At 74.0% G+C, this 3,813-nt stretch carries 2 protein-coding genes; both read left to right on the top strand.

The window, feature by feature from the left end:
* On the top strand, nucleotides 1-2,543 hold a 2,543-nt coding region (locus H5J29_RS36625), incomplete at its 5' end, for an aldehyde dehydrogenase family protein (RefSeq protein WP_376768567.1).
* A gap of 56 nt (nucleotides 2,544-2,599) precedes the next feature.
* Nucleotides 2,600-3,813 (top strand): M16 family metallopeptidase (locus H5J29_RS24515; protein WP_181783390.1); only part of this gene is annotated, 1,214 nt, incomplete at its 3' end.

Below are 3,813 nucleotides of genomic sequence, written 5' to 3' on the forward strand. Positions count from 1 at the left end.
TCGCGGCCCTCGTCCTGCGCACCCTCCCGGCCGCCCCCACCCGGCCCGCGACCTCGGGCCCCGCGCGCTCCGAGGTGCTCCGCGACGGCCCGTTCGCCCTGGTCACGCTGCTGCAGAGTGTGCTGCTGCTCTACATGCCGATGCTCAGCGTGGTCGCGCCGCTGTGGATCGCGACCCGGACCGCGGCGCCCGGGTGGACCATCGCGGGCCTGTTCGTGGTGAACACCGCGGGCGTGGTCCTGCTGCAGGTCCGGGCCGGTCGCGGGGTGCGCGACGTGCCGAGCGCGGGCCGCGCCGTCCGCCGCGCCGGGATCCTGCTGCTCGCCGCGTGCGGCGCGTTCGCGGCGGCGGCGCTGGGAGCGTCGCCGTGGGTCGCCGGGGCGGTCCTGCTCGCTGCGGCGGTGCTCCAGGTGCTGGGCGAGGTGCTGCTCTCCGCGGGCGGCTGGCAGCTGTCCTTCGACCTCGCCCCGGCGGGGCGGCAGGGTCAGTACCAGGGCTTCTTCGCGATGGGCAGCTCGGTCGCCCGGGCGGCAGGCCCGCTGCTGCTCACCGGCGTGGTGCTCGGCGGCGGGCTCGCGGGAGATCGTTCCGGGCATGGGAATCGTGCTGACCGGGGCCTGGGTCCTCGGGATCGTCGCGCTCGTCGTCATGGCCGCGCTGCCGGTGCTGGAGCTCGTCGCCGATCGGCAGGAGCGATGAGCGGCGGCGGGATGCACAGCGCTGAGCGCACGAAACGTGCCAGCAGCGCTCTCGGCGGCGGGATGCACAGCGCTGAGCGCACGAAACGTGCTCTCAGCGCTGTCGACCTCGTGAAGACCTACGGCTCGGGCCCCGCGACAGTGCGGGCCCTCGACGGTGTGACAGTCGCGCTCCCCGCGGGCCGCTTCACCGCGATCATGGGCCCATCGGGCTCCGGCAAGTCCACGCTGCTGCACTGCCTCGCGGGCCTGGACACCCCCACGAGCGGCCGGGTGCTGCTCGGCGACACCGACCTCGGCGCCCTGTCCGACGCCGCGCTGACCCGGCTGCGCCGAGACCGCATCGGGTTCGTGTTCCAGGCGTTCAACCTGCTCCCGCAGCTCACCGCCGCACAGAACATCGACCTCCCGGCCCGGCTCGCGAACCGCACACCGGACCCCGGGTGGCGGACCGCGCTCGTCGACGTCCTCGGCCTCGGCGACCGCCTCGACCACCGGCCCGACGAGCTCTCCGGCGGCCAGCAGCAGCGGGTCGCCGTCGCGCGGGCGCTGCTCGGCCGACCCGAGCTGGTGGTGGCCGACGAGCCGACCGGCAACCTCGACACCGCCTCCGGCCACGAGCTGCTGTCGCTGCTGCGTTGGTCGGTCCGCGAGCTGGGGCAGACCGTGGTGATGGTGACCCACGATCCCGTCGCCGCCTCCTTCGCCGACCAGGTCCTCCTGCTGCGCGAGAAGGCGCCGGAGCTGCTGGCCGCCAACGCCGCGGATGTCGAGACGGCGACCGCGAACGGCATGGCGGCCGGCCTGTTGGACCGGCTCCGGATCACCCCGGAGCGCCTGGCGGACATGGCGACCCAGCTCGAGGTGCTCGCCGACACCCCCGAGCCGCCCACCGAGCGGTTCGTGCGAGACCTGCCCTCCGGCGAGCGCGTGTTCGAGCGCAGCATCCCGGTCGGTGTGATCGGCGCGGTGTTCGAGGCCCGCCCGAACGTGACGGTCGACGTCGCCTCCCAGGTCCTCAAGGCCCGCAGCGCCGCCGTGCTGCGGACCGGCTCGGCCGCACTGGGCAGCGCCACGGCGCTGGTGGAGCTGGTGATCGCGCACGCGCTGGCCGAGCACGGCATCCCGGCCGCGGCCGTGCAGCTCGTCCCGCTCCCCGGGCACGCGGGCGCCGAGGCGCTGGTGGGTCTGCCGGACCTGGTGCCGCTGGTCGTCGTCCGCGGCAGCGGTGAGGTCACCCGCAAGCTGTCCGCTCTGGGGGCCGCCGCGGGCACGCGCGTCCTCGCCCACGCCGACGGCGGTGGCGTGCTCTACCTCGACTCGAGCGCCGAGGAGTCCGTGGTCGAGCGCCTGGTGCACGACTCCACCGACCGGCTCGGCGTGTGCAACCGGCTGAACCTGCTCCTCATCGACCGGCCGGTGTACGAGCGGTTGCTGCCGGTCGCGGAGAAGGTGCTGCGGGACCGGGGGATCACCCTGAGCCTGCCGCCGCAGGAGCATCCCCTCGGCCACGAGTGGGCCCTGGACTCCGGCAACGAGGCCCACGTGACCGTCGCGCCCGTCGACGGGGCGGTCGAGGCGGCGCTGACGGCGGCGCGGGAGACCTCGGGGCTGGCCGCGTGCGTCTGCGCGGAGGACGAGGCCGTCGCGCACCGCTTCATCGACGCCTACACCGGCACCGGCGTGTTCTGGAACTCACCGACCCGCCTGCTCGACGGCTTCAAGCTGCTCGGCCTGCCCGAGACCGGCATCAACGTCGACCACACGCCCGGGCCCCGCGGCCCGGTGACGTACACCGACCTCGCGCTCCGCCAGTTCGTCGTCCTCCCGCCTGTGGACAACTGAGCCGGGAGGCCGCGATCACCCGGCGGGTCGTCCGCCCCCGGGGATAGGGTCGGGTCGTGTCGGAACTCGAGTTGCACAGGGCCACGCTCCCCAATGGCCTCCGGGTCCTGGTGGTGCCGGATCCCGCCACCCCGGTGGTGGGGGTGTCGGTCCATGTCGACGTCGGGTTCCGCTCCGAGCCGGAGGGGCGCACCGGCTTCGCGCACCTGTTCGAGCACCTGATGTTCCAGGGCAGCGAGAGCCTGGAGAAGCTGGCGCACTTCCGGCAGGTCCAGGGCGCGGGCGGGGTGTTCAACGGTTCCACCCACCAGGACTACACGGACTACTTCGAGGTGCTGCCCGGCGCCGCGCTGGAGCGCGCGCTGTTCCTGGAGGCGGACCGGCTCCGGGCGCCGATGCTCACCGAGGAGAACCTGCGCAACCAGGTGGACGTGGTGAAGGAGGAGATCCGGCTCAACGTCCTGAACCGGCCGTACGGCGGCTTCCCGTGGATCCTGCTCCCGCCCGTGCTGTACGACACCTTCCCCAACGCGCACAACGGCTACGGGGACTTCAGCGAGCTCGAGCAGGCCACGCTGCAGGACGCCGCGTCGTTCTTCGACACCTTCTACGCCCCCGGGAACGCCCTGGTCACCGTGCACGGGGACCTCGGGGAGCACGGGGTGGACGGCACGTTGGCCCTGATCGAGAAGCACTTCGGGGACATCCCCGAGCGGCCCACCCCGGTGCGCCCGAGCTTCGGTGAACCGATCCCGAGCGGGGAGCGCCGCGAGGCCGTTCCGGATGCGCACGCCCCCATGCCGGCCCTCGCCGTCGGCTACCGCGTGCCGGACCCGGGCACGAAGCTGGACGAGTACCTGGCGCACGCCCTGCTCGCCTCCGTCCTCGGCGACGGCGAGGCGGCCCGGCTGCAGCGCAGGCTGGTCCACGCGGACGGGCTGGTCACCGACATCAGCGCCAGCAACGGCCTGATGGGCGGCCCGCTCGACGCGCGGGACCCGGACACGTTCACGATCACCGCGGTACACCCCGGCTCGGTCGACCCGGACCGCGTGCTCGGCGCGATCGACGAGGAGCTGGACAAGCTCGCCGCCGAGGGCCCGAGCATCGACGAGCTGGCCCGCCAGTCCGCGCGCTGGGCGGCGGCACTGCACCACGAGGACGACCGGGTGATGTACCGGATGCTCGGGCTCGGCGCCCGCGAGCTGCTCTACGGGCGGGCGGAGATCGCCACCGAGCTGCCCGCGCGGATCGCCGCGATCACCCCGGA

Origin of the sequence: Pseudonocardia pini (genome assembly GCF_013870575.1) — a bacterium.
Lineage (GTDB): Bacteria > Actinomycetota > Actinomycetes > Mycobacteriales > Pseudonocardiaceae > Pseudonocardia > Pseudonocardia pini.